The following is a 16,540-nucleotide window of genomic DNA, read 5'->3' as shown; positions in this document are numbered from 1 at the left end:
TCATTTCAATAGGATTTCCTTATGATAGGCCTGACCGTCCGGCAGATGCATTATTTCGACGCTCTTGCGCAGACGCTGCATTTCGGGCGTGCGGCAAAACTCGCAGGCGTCAGCCAGCCGGCGCTGTCCTCGCAGATCGCGGAAATGGAGCAGCGGCTGAATTGCCGGCTGTTCGAGCGCGGCGGCAAATCGGTGCGCATGACCGACGAGGCGGCAGCCCTTTTGCCGCGCATCGAACGCATCCTTTCCGACATACGCGAGGTCGAGACGATGGCCCGGCGCGGCCGCCCGGCCATGGGAGGACGCTTCCGGCTGGGCATCATCCCGACCGTCGCGCCCTATCTCCTGCCGCGCGCCTTGCCCGAACTGAAGACGCGTTTCCCGGACTTGCTGCTCGAACTGCGCGAGGCGGTGACCGCCTCGCTCGTCGAGGACATCGCGTCGCAAAAACTCGACGCCTTCATCGCCGCGCTTCCGCTCGACCATCCCGGCCTGGTAACGGAGGCTTTATTCCCGGACCGGTTTTTCCTGGCCGTGCCGTCAGGCGATCCGGCTTTCGCCTCGCCACCGGTGCCGCCTGAAAGCCCGGCCCTGGAAAGGCTGATGCTGCTGGAGGAAGGCCATTGCCTGCGCGAACAGGCGCTGGCTGTCTGCGGCAATGTGCGGCCGGTGGCGATGGCAAGCTACGGCGCCACCAGCCTGACCACGCTCTTGCAGATGGTGGCGCACGGGCTCGGCGTGACGCTGATCCCCGAAATGGCCGCGGGACCTGCCGGCACTATCCCCGACCTCAAGATCGTGCCGTTCCAGGAACCCATGCCGCAGCGCACGATCTGCTTTGCCTGGCGGCGCAACAGCACCTTGCACAATGAGTGCATGGAGCTGGCAAGGATCATTCGAGGGTTGGGGTCGGCGGTGCAGGCGGCGTGAAGGACGACGAGCCCAAGCTTGCTATCGGCCAAGGCAAACCTCGAATGTGTGCTTGTTGGACGGCTCGAGCGGATATAACTCGTCTTCATCCCAAGCAAGTGGATCAAGTGCCACGCTACGCATTGGGCAGAATTACGGACCGAACTCATCGTTGGGTCCGCAATGTGTATCGCAAATGCGACAAGCGACCCGGTCTGTGCGGCAAGCCGGCGGGTGTTGCGGCTTCAGGCAACGGTGCTGGCGCGGCTTGGCTCAAGAATAGACTTGACCTTGTCGGCGACCGCGCGCCCGAGATCGGCGTTATTGCTAGCGGTGAAATGGATGCCGTCGACACCGTCCGTGGTGACGAAATCGCCGGCATTCAGGAAGTCGATCTTCATGAAATCCGCCATCGCCTTGTACTGCCTCGCCAGATCCCTGGATTTTTCGTGGCCGCCGCCGAACATGCCCTCGAACCAGGGATCTGGCATCGGGGTCAGCGGCGGCGGCGCGATGACCAGCGCCTTCGGAGCTGGATAAGGCGTGCCGATACCGCCGGCGCTCGTCAGGATCTGCCCCACCAGTTTCGCCATTCCGTTGGCGATCTCGTAGGGTGTCCGGCGAAAATAGGACTTCGTGTCATTGGTGCCGAGCATGACGATGACCAGATCCAGCGGCAGATGGCTGGCGATGGCCGAGGGCAGATAGTTGGCGCCATTGAGGCGCGGATCGTTGGGGTCGTCGAGACAGGTCGTGCGCGCACTCAAACCTTCTTCGATGATGTGGTAGCCTGCTCCCAGCGCCGCCGCCATCACACCCGTCCAGCGTTGATCATAGGGGTAGCGGTAGGTCGGCGACCCTTCCTTGACCGGCACCCAGCCCCAGGTCAGTGAGTCGCCGTAGCACATGATGTTTTTTGGCGGTGACATCCATGTTTCTCCATCTGTTTGCAGTTGTCTGAAGGTGCAGATTTATCGATCCAGGCGAACGCCGGTGCCGGCTTGCCTTTGGCTGTTTCGATTTATGGGGTTCGCACGCGCACTCCATAGAAGATCGCCGCGCCGAGGATGATGGCGCCCTGGGCGATGAGCTTGCCGGGTTCGTCGATGCCGAGCACCGTCATCACGACGAACAAAAGCGCGAAGCACAGCGAGCCGAAGAAAGGTCCCCAGACGCCGCCGTCGCCGCGACCGAAGGCGACGCCGCCAAGGATCGTCGCCGCGACTGCCAGGATCGGCAGGTCGAGACCGACGCGCACGCTGCCGACGGCGATCGAACCGGTCTGTACCAGGGCCGCGATCGCCGCGATCAGGCCGGCGAGCGTATGCGCCAGGATGACCGTGCGCTGGACGGGCACGCCGGAAAAATGGGCGGCTTCGGCATTCTCGCCAACCGAGGCCACGTAGCGGCCAAATACGGTCTGCGACAGAAGCAGCCACACCGCGGCGGTCAGCATGATCCAGAACAGCACCGGCGTCGGAACCGACAGGAACTTCGTGTTGTAGAGGTCGTTGAACAGTTTCGGCACATCGCCGGGTGGATTGCCGCTCGACAGGAACTGCACCAGTCCGACCAGGATGATGCTGACGGCCAGCGTGACGATGACGGCCGACACCCGCCGGATACCGATCATGAAGCCGTTGAACAAGCCGATGACGAGGCCCGTAGCGAGCGCCAGTACGACGAAGAAGGGCAGCGACGCGCCCGGGAAACTGCCCGACGAGATGAAATAGTTGATCAGCAGGATGATGCCGCCGCCGGAGAGGTCGATCGACTTCACGCGCATGACGACGAGCTGCCCCAGCACGAGAATGCCGAGCGGAACGATCTGCCTGATGAAGATGCCCATGATGTTGAGGTTGAGCATGTTCGGCCGTGCGATCCACAGCGTGGCCAGAAGCACGAGGAAGACAAAGTAGGACGGCGGTATGCGAAGCAGACGCCGGGCGATCGGGTTTGCGAGAACGGCAGTCATCGCTCAGAGCCCCATCTTCTTGCGGGATTGCAGCCCGACCACCGCCAAGAGGATGCCGCCCTTGATCGCCGTCTGGACAAAGGGCGAGACGTTGGCGAGGTTCATGCCATTGGCCAGCAGTGCCATCACAAGCGCGCCGATCACCGTGCCGTGCAGGCTGCCGATTCCGCCTGAAAGCTGGGTGCCTCCAAGTGCGACGGCGGTGACCGTGTCGAGTTCGAAAAGCAATCCGACATTTGGATCACCCGACACGATGCGCCCGGCCAGGAAGACACCGGCAACGGCCGCGAAACAGGAGCAGACCACATAGGCGAGGATGATGTTGCGGCGATCGGAGACGCCGAAATTGCGGGCAGCGCTTTCGGCCCCCGACGCGATGCCGCCGCCGATCGCAAACAGATGCAGGCCGTATCGCGATCCGTAGAGCAGCTTCCAGGCCAACAGCATCACGACGATTCCCCAAAAGACCGGATAAGGAATACCGAGGAAACTGCCTGAGACGGCAGCAATGACGATCTCCGGAACGGTGCCGCCGGAGACGGGACGCAAGATGCGCGTGATGCCAAGGACAATGTACTGCGTTGATAGCGTGGCGATGATTGGATGGACGTTGAAACGGGTGATCGCCAGGCCGTTGATCAGCCCGATGAATGCGGCCAGCACGAAGACTGCCGGGATCAGCACGATCGCCGGCTGGTCGAGCGCCAGCACCGCCGTCGTGAAACTGATGACCGAGCCGACCGACAGATCGAGCCCGCCGACGAGCACGACGACGAGTTGTCCGACCGCCGCGATGACCAGCGGCATCGCCTGCGCAACCAGGTTGAACAGGTTTTCGGCCGTTGCGAACTGCGTCGTCTGAACAGACAGCCACAGCGAAATGAGTAAGGCAACCAACAATGGCAGACCCCATTGGCCCTGCCGTGTGTTCCGGCCACCCAGGATATTGGACAGGCTACGATACATGGCAGGCCCCTAGTGCCGGCGCGCCGGGCCGCCCGTCAGGGCCGCGTCGAGGATCTTGTGCTCCGTCGCCTGTGCTGCCGGCATTTCGGCCACGATTGTGTCGTGGTGGACGACATAGATGCGGTCGCACAGCCCGATCAGCTCGATCGTCTCGCGCGACAGCACCAGCACCGCGCCACCCTTGCGGGTGAAGTCGCGCAGCAGATGGTAGATCTCGGACTTGGCGCCGATGTCGACGCCGCGGGTCGGCTCCTCCACCAGGAGAAGATCGAGATCCGCGGCGAGGTAGCGGCCGAGCAGCACTTTTTGCTGATTGCCGCCCGACAGCGAACCGACCGGAGCGGAGGGCCCTGTCGCCTTAATGTTCATGACCTCCATCATGCGGGCGATAACGCTTCGGTAGGGCCGCGCCGGCGCAAGTTCGCGGCGCCTCGAATGCAATCCGATGGCGATGTTGTGGGCGATCGGCAAAGCGAGAAAGAGCCCCTCCTCCTTGCGGTCTTCGGGGACGAAACCGACCTTCAGCTGCTGCAAATGGCGAACGCCTGATGATGTCGAGAGCGGCATGTCGAGCGTTTTGCCGTTGATGGAAATCGTCCCGGCAAAAGGATGGTAGCGGCCGATGAGGGAGCGCAGGAAGCGCTGCTGGCCCTGTCCCTCAAGCCCGGCGAGGGCGACGATCTCGCCCTTGTGCAACGTCAGCGACAGAGGCTGCGATGTCTCGGTGATCCTAACATTCTCGACGCGCAGGATTTCGCCGCCCTTCTCGCCCGTGCGATCTGGGAACAGGTCCTGGAGTTCGCGCCCGACCATCATGGCGATGAGTTCGTCGGTGGTGATCTCGGACACCGTCCTGGTGCCGACCAGTGCGCCGTCCTTCAGCACCGTTACGGTGTCGCACAAATCGAAGATTTCTTCCATGCGATGCGAGATGTAGACGATTGCCTTTCCCTTATCGCGCAGGCGGCGGATGTTGCGATTGAGCACATCGACATCGGCCGCGTTGAGAGCCGCCGTCGGCTCGTCGAGAATAAGCACGCCGGCGTCAGCCTGGATGCAATGCGCGATCTCGACGAATTGCCGCTCGGCAATGGTCAGGTTGGAAACGAGGTGCGAGGGGTCTAGGGTGAGGCCGAGTTCGCCGAGTGCCTCGGCGGTTCGGCTGTTCATCGCGGAATAGTCGATCGAGCCGAACCGGTTCGTCGGCTCCCGGCCGAGAAACATGTTCTCGGCGATCGACAGATTGGGCAGCAGCGAGTGTTCCTGGAAAACGGTCGAGATGCCGGCATCGAGCGCGGCGCGCGGTGACTTCAGATCGAGCTTTTCCCCATTCATGAAGATCTCGCCGGAATCGGGCTGGTACACGCCCGCCAGGATCTTCATCAAGGTCGATTTGCCGGCGCCGTTCTCGCCCATCAGGGCGTGAACGCTGCCGGCCTTCAGCTCGAGGGAAACGGAGTGAAGCGCCTTGCTCCCTCCGAATGCCTTCGAAATTTGCGACATCTCGATAAGATTGGCCACGAAATCCTCGCTTCACCATATGAAGGGCCTGCGGGGAATCCTTGTCCACTCCCCGCCGGCCACGCGTGTCACTTCTTGCCGTAATATTCCTTGAGCTTGTCTTCGGGGAGTTCGCTCGGCCACCAGACATTGGCCGTCAGGTCGTCGCGATAGTACTTCGCGGCCTTGTCCTTGTCCCAGCCGTCGGGGTTGTAGACATAGCGCTTGTAGAGCTGCTTGCCCTCGAGCAGGGCCACAGCGGCGCGCACGCCGGCAGCACCCTGGGCCGGGCTGTATTCCGGAGAGATCGACTTGAATCCATCCGTGATCCACTGGCCGAAATAGCCATTGTTGCCCTCGCCCGAAATCGGCGGGATCGGCGTGCCGAACTGCTTGAAGACATCGACGCAGGCGCGCGTCATGTCGGCGCCGGACGACCAGATGCCGTCGACCTGCGGATTGTTCAGATAGAGGGTCTCGCACAGCTTCTTGGCCTTGTCGTACTGCCAGTCGCCATGCTCCTCGGCGATGATCTGCACATGCGTGCCCTTGAGCGATTCCAGTAGCCCGTTGTAGCGGTTGGTGTCTTCCGGGTGGCCGGCAAGGCCGCGCAGGACCCAGATCTTGCCGTTGTCGCCAACGGTTTTCACCAGCCAGTCACCCATCACCTTGCCGAAGTGCTCGGCTCCACCCTGGATTTCGGTGGTGTAGGCATCGGAATCGATGCGGCCGGTGTGAAGGATGACGGGGATGCCGGCGGCGACCGCCTTGGCGATGCTGGCGTTGGCCGACGTGCTGGTCACCGGCTGAACGATGATCGCGTCGACATGCTGGGCGATCAGATCCTCGATATCGGCTACCTGCTTCTTCTGGTCGAAGCCGGCATCGAGCAGGATGAACTTCGAGATTCGCTTGTCCTTCGCCGCGGCATTTTCCGCCTCATGTGCGACCTGCACGGTCCAGGTGTTGGCGTTGACGCCGAAGTCGCTCATTCCGATGACCCAGGGGGGATCCTTCTTGAATGCGCCGGCCGCGGTCATGCGCGTGTCGTCGGCGCGCGGCGTGACGCCATCCATCAGCTTGACATCTTCCGCATGCGCCGGCGACGTCACGGCAAGCGCTGATACAACGAGCATTCCCAGCCCGACGGTTTTCAGCAATCCTAACATTGAACTCCTCCTTGTGGTTGCTCCGGCCGTACGGACGCGCACGGACCGCGAGACGCTCTCCCGATGCATGCTTGTCGTCGCGAACCGACCTACGAACGCAATTCTCCCGCCCCCGAACACATGTGTATCGAGGCCCAATTTCGGCTGGACGATGATGACGGTCGAGAACTCCTCCGGGCACTTTAGAAGCACAGTGGATTCGGCCTGTCAATAGTTAGTCATGTTGAATGACTATTCCTTTGCTTGCCTTTCACCACTCCGCTATTCATCATGAAGAGCGCTCGCCGAACCGGCGCGCGGTCGGTCCGGCGGGAAAAAACATGCGATCAGTCTTGTGCTACGGCGACTCCAACACACACGGCCAGATCCCCGGCAAGGGGCCGCTCGAGCGCTATGGTCCGGCTGAGCGCTGGCCGGGCATACTGCGCGCTCAGCTAGGCCCCGACTGGTATGTCATCGAGGAAGGATTGAGCGGCCGAACCACCGTCCACGACGATCCGATCGAGGGGGCACACAAGAACGGCAGAACCTATCTTCGCCCCTGTCTGCAGAGCCATGCGACGCTCGACCTCGTCATCATCATGCTCGGCACCAATGACCTCAAGATTCGCTTCAACAAACCGCCGTCGGAAGTGGCTATGGGCATCGGCTGCCTTGTCTACGACATTAAGGAACTGGCGCCCGGTCCGGGCGGCACCACACCCGAAATCATGATCGTCGCGCCGCCGCCGATGCAGGACGACGTCAAGGAGTGGAAGTCCATCTTCGCCGGCGCACCTGAGAAATCGCGCCTGCTTGCGCTTGAGTTCGAGGTGCTGGCGGATTCGCTCGAACTGCACTTTTTCGATGCCGGCTCGGTGGTGTCCTGCAGCGAAGCGGACGGATTTCACATCGATGCCGAAGCGCACAGACTACTTGGCACCGCAATCGCCCGCGCGGTCGATGCGATCGGCTGGAGCCGCTCGACATGAGCAACCAGCCCGCCGCCAGGCAATGCCCTCTTACCGACGGGGCGGCCCTTGCCTGACATGAGATTCGCACCACCCAATCCCTTGCGCATCGCCGATCGTGCGAGCGGGCTGAACGCGTTGAGCGTGCGCAGCTACAACGAGCGTCTGGTGCTCTCGCTGCTGCTTCAGAACGAGGGCATATCGCGGATGGAAATCGGCGAGAAGACCGGTCTGTCGGCGCAGACGGCCTCGGTCATCGTCCGCTCCCTCGAACGGGAAGGCCTGGTCTCGCAGGGCGAGGCGCAGCGCGGCCGTGTCGGGCCCCCCACCATCCCGCTTTCGCTCAACCCGGAAGGCGCCTACGCGGTCGGCGTCGGCTTCAGCCGGCGCAGGATCGACATCGCGCTCATCGACTTCATCGGCACCGTGCGCTTCCATACGCAGCTAACTGCGGACGAAGCCAATCCCTTTCCACAAAGCAGCGATTTGCTGGGGGCGATCAGGCAAGCCATGACGAGCCTGCCCGTCGAGGCGCGCAGCCGGGTCGCGGGTATCGGGCTGGCCGTTCCCGATGAGGTCGACGCCATGGCTGCAACCCGCAACGGATCGAGCACGTCTCTGAAGGCTTTGCAAAGCGAGATCGAAGAGCAGATCAAGCTGCCGGTCTTCGTGCAGAACGACATCACCGCGGCGGCCGGCGGCGAGAGCATGTTCGGCGTCGCAAAGCCGCTGAACGACTATTTGTTCTTCTATCTCGGAGCTAGACTGCAGAGCAGGCTCATCCTCAACCACCAGATCTATAAGGGAAACTCCAGCGCCAGCTTCGATCATGGCCTCATGCGCCTGGAAAGCGAACTGACCATGCGCGGACGCTCGTCCGAAATCATCTGGAGCAGCAGCCCTGAGTGGCCTGATCTTGGAGAGGCCTACACCGAATGGCTGGGGGAATGCTCAAACCGCCTGAAAGCATCGATCTCGGCGCTGGCCCAGTTTGTCGAGTTCAGGACGGTCCTCCTGTCCAGCTATGCGCCGCAGAAAATCGCCAAGACCTTATGCGCCGATATCGGCCAGGAATTTGCCGCTGTCCAAGCATTGCCAGCGCGGGTGACCATCAGCCCGAAAGCCGTCGGCGCGGCCAGCCTGCCGTTCAGCTCGCGGTTCATGATCCAATGATCGGAACGCTAACAACAGAAGGGGTGCAGAGCCCCATCCGAGACGTTGGATGCACCCCCGTTTGAATGTCGGCTAACTCCGGTGGAAGAAGCTGTCCCTCACGCCGTCTTCTGTGGCCTCGCGCATCAGCAACGGGATGCCGGCGACCATCATCGGCAATTCCGCGCGGAAGCGGATGTGCGTGGGACCTTGTAATGCACGATCTGGCCTGCGGCAACGACTCGTCAGCCTGTCGGAGCACCGCGACGCCGGCGTAGTGGCTTCCCAGTTGCCAGAAGGGCAGCGGGAACCGCCCGCGCTCCTCTTCAACGATGCGGAAGCCTGCCGCGCGGATCAAGTGCAGCGGTTGGCGGTTGAGATGACAGCCGCCGGCGAGCCGTCCCCACGGCTTGTTCAGCCGCTCCTGCCATCTGCGGCCGCGCGGCCCCTCGGCCTGGCCGTGCTCGATGAAGATCAACCGGCCCATGGGCTTCAGGATGCGGCGGATCTCGGTCAGCGCCGCGTCAGGGTCGGGAATGGTGCAGAAGGCATAAGTGACGACGACCGTGTCGGCGAGGCCATCGATCAAGGGCAGCCTTTCGCCGCTGGCACGGATGCAGTCGACGTCGAACGGCAGCGAACGGATCTTCGGTTCGGCCAGGCCGAGCATCGTGCCGTCGGGATCGATGCCGACCAGCCGCTCCACCCTGGCGGCGTCGTAATAGGGAAGGTTCAGGCCAGACCCGAAGCCGACTTCGACGACAATGCCCTGCGCCCGCGGGATCATGCGCCTTCGCATGCGCGCGAACACGTTTGCCGAACAGCCGGCGTGGACGAGATAGGGAGCAATGCAGCGTGCATACCAAGAGAGACAGGATTGGCACATGTCTCAGCCTCCTTGCCCTGCGCTCTTGAAGCCGACAGGGGCGCTGTCCCCGGCAACTGGCTTGGACATGCAATGGTGGGATAGAGTATTGACCGGTGACATTTCTCGCTCCAAGGAGTCTCCTGATCGGGCCCGATCGGCCCGACGTCGTGGGATGGATAGAAGGCCGGCGTCCCCTGAACGTCCTCTCAATATCCCGGGGCGGCCGCGTACTGGTCGATGGAGCGATTGGAGTTCCGACTTCTGGGGTTTCCGGAGCTCCGTTTGAACGGGCGGCGGGTGGAACTCGCCTTGCGCAAGGCGGCCGCGCTCCTCATCTATCTCGCCGAGGCCGGTGGTCCCGTGGGCCGCGAGGTCGCCGCCACGCTTCTGTGGCCCGAAACCGACGAAGAAGCGGCACGAGCGCGCCTCCGGCGCACATTGCATAAAATCCGCATCGCGTTCGGCACGGAGGTCATCGCCGCCACGGGGGCATCCCTCAGCCTGCACCCGGCGCTTGCCGTCGAGCTCGACTCCAAGGTTTTCGAGCATGCCTGCAATGTCGGCCCTCTCGACGAAGCGTCCGACATATATAAGGGCGACTACCTCGACGGCTTCTCACTTCCGGACTGTCCGGAATTCGACGAATGGGTCTTTTTCAGGCGCGAGGCCTTGCGTAGCCGGTTGGTGCAGGCGCTGGAGCGTACCATCGAAGCGAAGATCGCCGGGGGCGAGCCACGCAGCGCGGTCGTGCATGCAACGCGCCTGGCGGCACTCGACCCCTTGAGCGAAAGTGCGCACCGTCACCTGATCCGTGCGCACCTGGCGGCCGGGAACAGGGCGGCAGCCGAGCGCCAGGCCGAAAGCTGCGTACGGCTGTTACGAGACGAACTCGGCGTAGCGCCGGACCCGGCCACGCTTGCCCTGGTGCGGGAGCCAACTCAAGATGTCACCTTGGACGTGCCCAGGACGCGCTACGTCGAAGTGGACGGCATCCATCTCGCCTATCAGACCGTCGGCAGCGGACCGACGGACATCGTGCTTGTTCCCGGCTTCATTTCGCATGTCGAGCGTATCTGGGAAGACAGTCGCTGCCGCGCCTGGATATCAGCGGTTTCGCGCCTGGGCCGCCTGATCCTGTTCGACCGGCGCGGCATGGGACTTTCCGACCGCGTCGGCGTGCGCCCCACCGTCGAAACGACTGCGCAGGACATCTTGGCAGTCATGGATGCGGCCGGCAGCCGCCGGGCCTTGCTCATCGGCGCGTCGGAGGGCGGGCCGGGTTGTGTCCGTTTTGCTATCGATCATCCCGATCGGCTTATCGGCCTTGTCCTGTGGGGTTCGCTCGCGAAAGGCAGCCGCGCGTCGGACTATCCCTTCGCCTTGACCGCCGCGCAATACGATCTGTGGAAGCAGCGGCTGATCGCCGGCTGGGGCGGCCCGGCGGAAATCGAGACGTTCGCCCCGAGCCTCTCCGGAGACCGCCAGGCGGAGACCTGGTGGGCGGGATTGCTCAGGGCAGCCTCCAGCCCCGGCGCGGTCGCAGGCCTGCTCGAAGCGCTGCGTGATACCGATGTCCGTTCCCTGCTCGCAAAGGTCTCGGCCCCCACGATGGTTCTGCACCGCTCCGGCGACCGCGCCGTGCGCGTCGAGGCGGGGCGGCTCCTGGCGGCCGGAATCCCGGGCGCGCGGTTCATCGAGCTGGCCGGTGACGACCACTGGTTTTGGGTCGGCGACCAACAGCCGCTGCTCGAAAGCATCGGCGCGCTTGCACGAAGCAGCTGACGCGCGATGCGGCGTCAGCCGCCGTCAGTTCCGCTGTGGAAATGGCCGTGGGACTGGCCGCGAATAGCGAGGCCGGCGCGGATGCCATTTTGGCCATGCTCCGGGACGACGCCGGGCGGCGTCGAACATGACGTCCGGTGGAAGGCCGGTTTCCGGCCTATTTCGGTGCAGCGGCAGCGGTTCCGCCCGGCGGTATGATCCGCATCATGGGTGTCGACACCATGTCGCCAGGCTTGAACGGGCCCGGGACCTTGTTGCTTACCGGCTTCACGCTTTGCAGGAACGCCGCGATCGCCATGGCATCGTCCGCTGTGAGATGGGCAAAAGCAGGCCAGGGCATAATCGGCGCCAAGGTGCGGCCGTCCGGCCGCTGGCCGGTCTGGATCGCAGCGACGATCTGCTCCGAGGTCCAGCTGCCGATGCCGGTCTCCTTGTCGGACGTGATGTTTCGACCGGGAAAGACACCGACGCCAGGTATCTCAAAGCCCACATCCGAGCCGCCAAGAAAGCGCGACATATCGGGTTTGCCGAAGAAGTAGCCGGGCGTGTGGCAGTCGTTGCAGCCGGCAATCGTAACCAGGTACTCGCCACGCGCAACCTGCGCGTCGTCGGCCATGGCGGCGTATGATGGAAGGGCGACGACCGAGGCTGTGAGCAATGCGAGACGAACTGACGCTGGAAACATGATTTCCTCCCTTGGTTTGTTCTTGGCTTCTCCTATGGCCTTGTCGTGCTCCCGTCGGGGGCTGCCGACGCAGCCCCCCAGCCGATTGCGGCGCACCTGATCCGCTCCACGTTGCGCCTTACGGTTTGCGGCCGATCACGGCGCCATTCGCGGCGGGAGCATCGAACCAGACCGTCTCGACGTGCCTGAATCCGGCTTCCTCGAGCCACTCCGAATACTCGGCCGGGGTGTAGTTTCGTCCTTCCGTCTCGATCAGCATGTTGAGGCTCATCAGCGCGGCCGGCGCCGGTCCGGTCTTTTCATCATTGACGAGAAGCTCGCTGATGACGACCGCGCCGCCGCTTGGCAAAGCCTCGAAGGACCGGCGCAGCAGGGCGCGGTTCTTCGCCTCGTCCCAATCGTGCATGATCATCGACAGGAGATGCACGTCGTGATCCCCGGGAAGCTGTTCAAAGAAATTGCCGCCCGCGGTCTCGATGCGGTCGGTCAAGCCGGCCTCGGCGATCTTGCCCGCGGCGATCGCGGCGACATGCGGCAGGTCAAACACGGTCGCACGCAACGCCTCATACTGTTTGCAAAGCTCGATGTCGTACGCGCCCGATCCGCCGCCGATGTCCAGGAGGCGGCGGAACTGACCGAGATCCACGGCTTCGCCGAGCTTGCGCGCGGTCATCGTGGAAAGCGAATGCATTGCCTCCCAGAAAAGCGCCAGCATCGTAGGATCCGCGCCCTCGAACATCGAGGATTGCACTGCCGGATTCCATGTGGTTGGCCGGTTCGTGCGCAGCGCCTCTGCAAGCCTTCCCCAGCCCGCGTAGAGCCGCTTGTCGGCCATCTGCACGAAGCCGCCGAAGTAATACGGCTTACCCTTCACGAGATAGGTTTCGCTTAAGGGCGTGTTGCGATAGCGGCCGCCGGCTTTCTCCAGGAGCCCAAGTGCAGCGCAGCCGGTCAACAGCATCTCTGCCGGGCGTTGATGCAGGCCGAGCGCTTCCGCCAGCTCCGCAACCGTGATGCCGGCGCCGCTCGCGAGGCGGCTGAAGAGGTCCAACTCATGCGCGGCGGCCAGAGTCTTGAAGGCCCAGAAACCGGTCGAAAGCGCCATTAGCGGGACAGCGGAAGGAAGCTCTTGCATGGTGACGATCGGTCGGTCGGCCGCGCGCAGCCCTGTCTCGCCCGGGATCGAACCGGGCTGGTGGGCAAGCGTTGTCATGGGCGTAGCAGCGCGCTGATGGTTGGGCATGGCACTCTCCCAAATGTTGACGGGTGGTCGAAGCTTTTGAGCCGCGCGGTGACGGCGCGGGTTTCGAAAATGCCGCCGATCGAAGGGTCCACCAGCACGCGACGGCCGCCTTGTGCTCGCAAGGCCGCGCCGATGGCGCAATAGGGTCAGCCGTGGCGGCCGGTGTCGGGTCGGCCCCGTGGTCCGACAGATCGATGGCATGGACCCGATGTCCGCTCTCTTCGGGCGCCGTCACCCTTCCCCAGCACCAGCCGCCGTGCCATCCGCCATGAACGGGCAGGAACCGCATCACGCGTTACCTCATCGACATCAAGTTCGTGACTAAACCTGGCTTTACTTCCACCACTGGCACGGGGGCCTCGCCATGACCGATGTCCCTCAACAGTTCGGGGGACAAATCCGCGATTGCCCGACGTCTTGAGACGGATAATTGCCAGGTCTTGAGGGCCGCGACTGTGGTTTTCAGCACAGACCGAGATAGTCGCACCCTCGACGGGTGATGGATTCGAGTTTCCGCTCGAGGCATTTCAGCCTCCCGTTGCCGGCCATCCGCTTCTTCCCTTGCCGCCGAAGCAATGGTAAGGAGGCTAGAGGACCGACAGAAGTGCCAATTCAGGGATTCTTGGCCAGTCCAATTCCGGTTGGCATAGTGACACTTGCAAGGTCCTGCCGCTAAGGCGGCGCAGGACGCTGGAGGACTGGTCGCAGGCCGAATTCCGGTGCCTGCGTCAGACCAATTCCAGTTGCTGAACAATGACGGCCTTTCACATAAGCCTGGTCGGGCGCAAGAATCTCAGCGGCGAGATATATCGTCAGATACGGCGCGCCGTTCTGGATCGACGGCTGCGGCCCGGCGATCCTCTGCCGCCTGGCCGCGAACTGGCGCGGACGCTTGCCGTGTCGCGTGCCACCGTGACAGTGGCGTATGAACGGCTCGCCGCCGAAGGGTTCGTGACATCCAGGCAGGGGTCCGGGACGTTCATCGGCGAATTGGTGATGCCGGCCGGGCGAGAAAAGACCGGACGCCGATCTACCGGCGTGCTCCAGCCACGCCAGATCTGGGAGGCGATAGCCCCACCACCCGCATTCGAGCCGGTTCGTTTCGACTTTCACGCCGGGTTTTGCGATGCTTCGCTGTTTCCGCACGGGGCATGGCGGCGGTCGGTGGTTTGGGCGCTGCGTTCGGGCGAAGCGACCGCCGGCACTTACGAGCATCCCGCCGGACATCACGATCTCAGGGTCGCAATCGCCAGGCACATAGGCATCTCCCGAGGGATCGGGGCGGCTGCGGACGACATCATTGTCACAAACGGCACCCAGCAGGCACTGGATGTCCTGGCACGCGTCCTGCTGGCACCGGGCGATGCAATTGCCATCGAGGATCCGGGCTACGGCCCTCCGAGGCATTTGTTCAAGGCCTTGGGTATTCGTGTGGTCGGTGTACCGGTGGATCGCCAGGGGCTGGTCGTTGATGCGCTACCGCGCGGAATCCGAGCCGTGTATGTCACGCCGTCTCATCAATTTCCGCTTTCGGTAACGATGACGCTGCCGCGCCGGCAGGCGCTGCTGGCCTGGGCCGAGCGAAATAACGCGGCCATCATCGAAGACGACTACGATAGCGAGTTCCGTTTCGGGGGCCGTCCCCTCGAGCCGTTGCAGACGCTCGACGCAAAAGGCCGGGTCATCTACGTCGGCTCCTTCTCGAAGACAATGCTGCCGACGCTTCGGCTGGGCTTCATATTGACGCCGCCATCGCTGCGAGCGGCAGTGCACAAAGCGAAATTCGTCAGCGACTGGCATTCGTCGACCCCGGCGCAAGCAGCGCTCGCGCGTTTCATCGATGAGGGCGCTTTTGCGCGTCACATCCGTCGGGTGAACGCAATCTATCGGGAACGGCACCAGATCATCGCGAAAGCCATCGCCAATGATTTTGCCGAGCATCTCGAGCTCATCCCATCGACAACGGGGCTCCATCTCACCGCCCTTGCCCGGAAAATGTCGGCGGACCGGATCGCCGAGGTCGCCCGCCGCGCAGCCGATCGCGGCGTCGCCGTCCAGATTCTGTCACGGTTCGCCGTGAACGCCATCCCGCGGGCCGGGATCATGCTGGGGTATGGCGCCATTCCGACGCCCCACATCGAAGAAGGGTTGCATTTGCTGCGCGCCTGTTTCGACAGTGAATCGCCCTGACCTTCAATTTGTCTACGCCACGCGTGGCTGGGCTGGCCTGGGTTTGACCACGGTGGCGAGGACGATGCCGGCGACGATGAAGGCCGCCCCGACCAGATCGTAATCGTGCAAGCCCTCGCCGAGCAGCAGATAGGCTAGCACAGCGACGAACACCGTCTGCAGGTAGAGCAGCATGCTCGCTCGGCTCGCGCCAAGCGTTTCCACGCTTTTGTTGTAGAGATAGTACATCAGGGCGCCGCCCGGACCGGCCAGATAGGCGAGCGCGAGAATGCTGCGGACGTCCATGGCGGAGCGTTCGTCGTTGAACAATTCCCAGACATGGAACGGCAAGGCGACCAGCGCACCGGCGCCGAGCAGCAGCACGACCATCGGCAGGAGTTCGATGCCGAATTTGGCACGCCGCAAAAGTACGGTGTACAGGCCCCAGCAGAACGCGCTGCCGACGATCCAGAGCTCGCCGGCGTTGAACTTGAGTTGCAGCAGCGCCGTCAGGTTTCCGTGGGCAACGATGAAGATCATTCCGGCGAGCGCAACCAGCGCGCCAAGCGACTTCCACAGCCCGAGCGGCTCGCCAAGCACGAAACGGGCGAGCACCATCGTCATCACAGGCGACAGCGCCATGATGATGCCGGCGGTGGTGGCGTCGGTGTCGTTGAGGCCATGGTAGATCATGCCCTGGCACAGGGTGAGGCCGATTGCCCCGACGGCGACGACCTCCACGGCGCGCGTTCGCAACAGCCCGATCATCGCGTCGTGATGACGGTGCACGATCGGCAGCAGGATGGCGCAAGCAAGCGTCAGCCGCCAGAAGCACAGGCCCCAGGGCGGCATTTCAGGCGCCACCCATTTGGCCGCGATATAGACACCGGCCGAAAGCAGCCAGCACAGGACGGCGGCGGGATAGCCGGCCAAGGAGGATATGGGCCCGAGCTCGGGTTGCGCAGCGTGATGCGCTATCGGCATTGCCTGCATGTCATGCCCTCCCCTTCGATGACGTCGGCCCGATGGGACAATATAGCCTGCGCGGTTGGGTCGTGCATCCGTTTTGAAAGGCGAAAGGCATCTGCGCTCGATCGCGGCGTCTGATACAGGCCCCTGTCCGATCGTGGGGCGCTCGATGGCTCGCTCTCGACCCAGACGCGGTCGGAGCC

The 16,540-nt window shown here is 63.3% G+C and carries 14 protein-coding genes; 5 read left to right on the top strand and 9 right to left on the bottom strand.

Annotated features, from left to right (window positions below; translation table 11 throughout):
• The first annotated feature begins 21 nt into the window (after positions 1 to 21).
• The gene (locus FJ964_RS22485; protein WP_140552436.1) at positions 22 to 930 is read left to right on the top strand and encodes a hydrogen peroxide-inducible genes activator; all 909 of its coding nucleotides are present in this window, start codon (positions 22 to 24) and stop codon (positions 928 to 930) included.
• Positions 931 to 1,154: 224 nt separating this feature from the next.
• Here FJ964_RS22485 and FJ964_RS22480 read toward each other — a convergent pair whose 3' ends face one another.
• The 5 genes from FJ964_RS22480 to FJ964_RS22460 all read right to left on the bottom strand — a co-directional run bounded on the left by FJ964_RS22480 (position 1,155) and on the right by FJ964_RS22460 (position 6,519).
• The gene (locus FJ964_RS22480; protein ID WP_140552435.1) at positions 1,155 to 1,838 is read right to left on the bottom strand and encodes an SGNH/GDSL hydrolase family protein; all 684 of its coding nucleotides are present in this window, start codon (positions 1,836 to 1,838) and stop codon (positions 1,155 to 1,157) included.
• Positions 1,839 to 1,930: 92 nt separating this feature from the next.
• Positions 1,931 to 2,884, bottom strand: a complete 954-nt coding sequence (locus tag FJ964_RS22475; RefSeq protein ID WP_140552434.1) for an ABC transporter permease — start codon at positions 2,882 to 2,884, stop codon at positions 1,931 to 1,933.
• Between the two features lie 3 nt (positions 2,885 to 2,887).
• Positions 2,888 to 3,850 carry an ABC transporter permease gene (locus FJ964_RS22470; RefSeq protein ID WP_140552433.1) on the bottom strand — a complete coding sequence of 321 codons (963 nt, stop codon included), beginning with the start codon at positions 3,848 to 3,850 and terminating at the stop codon, positions 2,888 to 2,890.
• Between the two features lie 9 nt (positions 3,851 to 3,859).
• Positions 3,860 to 5,371 (bottom strand): sugar ABC transporter ATP-binding protein, encoded by a 1,512-nt coding sequence (locus FJ964_RS22465; protein WP_140552432.1) that lies wholly within the window; start codon positions 5,369 to 5,371, stop codon positions 3,860 to 3,862.
• 68 nt (positions 5,372 to 5,439) lie between these two features.
• Positions 5,440 to 6,519, bottom strand: a complete 1,080-nt coding sequence (locus FJ964_RS22460; RefSeq protein WP_140552431.1) for a substrate-binding domain-containing protein — start codon at positions 6,517 to 6,519, stop codon at positions 5,440 to 5,442.
• Positions 6,520 to 6,839: 320 nt separating this feature from the next.
• Between FJ964_RS22460 and FJ964_RS22455 the strand changes: the two genes are divergently transcribed.
• The gene (locus FJ964_RS22455) at positions 6,840 to 7,490 is read left to right on the top strand and encodes an SGNH/GDSL hydrolase family protein (protein ID WP_140552430.1); all 651 of its coding nucleotides are present in this window, start codon (positions 6,840 to 6,842) and stop codon (positions 7,488 to 7,490) included.
• A 57-nt stretch (positions 7,491 to 7,547) separates the two neighbouring features.
• Positions 7,548 to 8,642 (top strand): ROK family transcriptional regulator, encoded by a 1,095-nt coding sequence (locus FJ964_RS22450; RefSeq protein ID WP_140552507.1) that lies wholly within the window; start codon positions 7,548 to 7,550, stop codon positions 8,640 to 8,642.
• On the opposite strand, the gene FJ964_RS22445 is transcribed toward FJ964_RS22450, so the two are convergent.
• Positions 8,629 to 9,408: a class I SAM-dependent methyltransferase gene (locus FJ964_RS22445; protein ID WP_224713300.1), complete on the bottom strand. Its 780-nt coding sequence runs from the start codon at positions 9,406 to 9,408 to the stop codon at positions 8,629 to 8,631. The genes FJ964_RS22450 and FJ964_RS22445 overlap by 14 nt on opposite strands.
• A 318-nt stretch (positions 9,409 to 9,726) precedes the next feature.
• Between FJ964_RS22445 and FJ964_RS22440 the strand changes: the two genes are divergently transcribed.
• Entirely contained in the window at positions 9,727 to 11,271 is a 1,545-nt protein-coding gene (locus FJ964_RS22440) for an alpha/beta hydrolase (RefSeq protein WP_140552429.1), read from the top strand.
• Between the two features lie 157 nt (positions 11,272 to 11,428).
• Here the strand turns inward: FJ964_RS22440 and FJ964_RS22435 are convergent, their stop codons facing one another.
• The gene (locus FJ964_RS22435; protein ID WP_224713312.1) at positions 11,429 to 11,887 is read right to left on the bottom strand and encodes a c-type cytochrome; all 459 of its coding nucleotides are present in this window, start codon (positions 11,885 to 11,887) and stop codon (positions 11,429 to 11,431) included.
• A 187-nt stretch (positions 11,888 to 12,074) separates the two neighbouring features.
• Positions 12,075 to 13,061, bottom strand: coding sequence for a methyltransferase (locus tag FJ964_RS22430; protein WP_181172575.1), 987 nt, complete (start codon positions 13,059 to 13,061; stop codon positions 12,075 to 12,077).
• A gap of 891 nt (positions 13,062 to 13,952) precedes the next feature.
• Here FJ964_RS22430 and FJ964_RS22420 point away from each other — a divergent pair.
• Positions 13,953 to 15,389 carry a PLP-dependent aminotransferase family protein gene (locus FJ964_RS22420; protein ID WP_140552427.1) on the top strand — a complete coding sequence of 479 codons (1,437 nt, stop codon included), beginning with the start codon at positions 13,953 to 13,955 and terminating at the stop codon, positions 15,387 to 15,389.
• 12 nt (positions 15,390 to 15,401) lie between these two features.
• Here FJ964_RS22420 and FJ964_RS22415 read toward each other — a convergent pair whose 3' ends face one another.
• Positions 15,402 to 16,361, bottom strand: coding sequence for an EamA family transporter (locus FJ964_RS22415; RefSeq protein ID WP_140552426.1), 960 nt, complete (start codon positions 16,359 to 16,361; stop codon positions 15,402 to 15,404).
• Positions 16,362 to 16,540: the final 179 nt, after the last annotated feature.

The sequence above is a fragment of the Mesorhizobium sp. B2-3-2 genome, assembly GCF_006442295.1.
Taxonomy (GTDB): Bacteria; Pseudomonadota; Alphaproteobacteria; order Rhizobiales; family Rhizobiaceae; genus Mesorhizobium.
The sequence above is the reverse complement of the archived record's forward strand: the minus strand, read 5'-3'. Positions and strand labels throughout refer to the sequence as shown.

Excerpts from the sequence above, each read along its gene's own strand:
- FJ964_RS22460 (WP_140552431.1), bottom strand. The coding sequence starts at position 6,519 with ATGTTAGGATTGCTGAAAACCGTCGGGCTGGGAATGCTCGTTGTATCA.
- FJ964_RS22445 (WP_224713300.1), bottom strand. The coding sequence starts at position 9,408 with ATGATCCCGCGGGCGCAGGGCATTGTCGTCGAAGTCGGCTTCGGGTCT.
- FJ964_RS22440 (WP_140552429.1), top strand. The coding sequence starts at position 9,727 with ATGGAGCGATTGGAGTTCCGACTTCTGGGGTTTCCGGAGCTCCGTTTG.
- FJ964_RS22475 (WP_140552434.1), bottom strand. The coding sequence starts at position 2,884 with ATGACTGCCGTTCTCGCAAACCCGATCGCCCGGCGTCTGCTTCGCATA.
- FJ964_RS22420 (WP_140552427.1), top strand. The coding sequence starts at position 13,953 with ATGACGGCCTTTCACATAAGCCTGGTCGGGCGCAAGAATCTCAGCGGC.
- FJ964_RS22415 (WP_140552426.1), bottom strand. The coding sequence starts at position 16,361 with ATGCAGGCAATGCCGATAGCGCATCACGCTGCGCAACCCGAGCTCGGG.
- FJ964_RS22485 (WP_140552436.1), top strand. The coding sequence starts at position 22 with ATGATAGGCCTGACCGTCCGGCAGATGCATTATTTCGACGCTCTTGCG.
- FJ964_RS22435 (WP_224713312.1), bottom strand. The coding sequence starts at position 11,887 with ATGGCCGACGACGCGCAGGTTGCGCGTGGCGAGTACCTGGTTACGATT.
- FJ964_RS22430 (WP_181172575.1), bottom strand. The coding sequence starts at position 13,061 with ATGGCGCTTTCGACCGGTTTCTGGGCCTTCAAGACTCTGGCCGCCGCG.
- FJ964_RS22480 (WP_140552435.1), bottom strand. The coding sequence starts at position 1,838 with ATGTCACCGCCAAAAAACATCATGTGCTACGGCGACTCACTGACCTGG.
- FJ964_RS22450 (WP_140552507.1), top strand. The coding sequence starts at position 7,548 with ATGAGATTCGCACCACCCAATCCCTTGCGCATCGCCGATCGTGCGAGC.
- FJ964_RS22470 (WP_140552433.1), bottom strand. The coding sequence starts at position 3,850 with ATGTATCGTAGCCTGTCCAATATCCTGGGTGGCCGGAACACACGGCAG.
- FJ964_RS22455 (WP_140552430.1), top strand. The coding sequence starts at position 6,840 with ATGCGATCAGTCTTGTGCTACGGCGACTCCAACACACACGGCCAGATC.